This window comes from Bartonella sp. AA74HLJMH, assembly GCF_042197045.1.
Taxonomy (GTDB): Bacteria; Pseudomonadota; Alphaproteobacteria; order Rhizobiales; family Rhizobiaceae; genus Bartonella.
Genome location: NZ_JBHIRJ010000117.1, coordinates 1 through 831 on the forward strand (window position 1 = coordinate 1; position 831 = coordinate 831).

The 831-nt window shown below is 48.0% G+C and carries 2 pseudogenes; both read left to right on the top strand.

Annotated elements, in window-relative coordinates:
- Window positions 1-644 (top strand): annotated as a pseudogene (locus ACFINH_RS10060) (chromosome partitioning protein); the annotation flags it as partial.
- Window positions 641-831: pseudogene (locus tag ACFINH_RS10065) on the top strand (hypothetical protein); the annotation flags it as partial. The pseudogenes ACFINH_RS10060 and ACFINH_RS10065, both read left to right, overlap by 4 nt.

Here is an 831-nt window from a genome sequence, read left to right on the forward strand (position 1 = left end):
ATGAATTGTCTGTTATTGACCGTGCGCTTTTTGTCCAGACTTACCGCGAATTGTGGGAAAAGAAGTATGGGGAGATTCAACGTGGCGGTGACCATGGTAATCAATATACAAAGGACAAAATGGCAAAGGGTAAAGTTTACCCTTTGCCAAATGATGGTTCTTCAGAGCATAATGAAACTGGGTGTGAAGGGGACAAAGTGGCAAAGGTGCAAGTTGCACCTTTGCCAAATGATGGTGACTTAAATGGCAAAGGGACAGTTTTATCTTTTGCTAAACATGTGGCGGATCGTATTGGTTTTTCTCAAGATGTTGTAAAACGTCTTAACTGTATTGCCCAGCATTTACAGCCAGAATTACGCTCTGTTTTGCGTGGCACGGCATTGGCGGATAATCAAGCGCAATTGTTGAAGCTTGCCAAGATGGAGCCGGTTGCGCAACGGCGGGTGGCGATTGCGCTCCAACAGGTTGATGGGGATTTACGGCGGGCTGTTGATTTGGTCAATGGGATTAATACACCGCCGCAAATCAATGAACAGGAACGGATTTTTGCGCAGTTATTAGGGGTGTGGCAGAGAGCAGATGCGCAGACAAAGGCGCGGTTTTATGATTATTTGAACAAGCAATCGGGGGAGGAGCTGTCATGAAGAGGCATGGTTGCGGGCAGCTTGATTTTTTCCAAAAGCCGGTTTTTCCCTGTCGTGAACCCGTTGCGCAGATTGATTTAGGGCGGTTTCGCTCACGCATTAAGCGTGCCATGGCGCGGGCTTTGAGAGAATGCCGGCATGAGCGCAGTGTGATTGCGGAGCGTATGGCGCATTATTTAGGGATTGG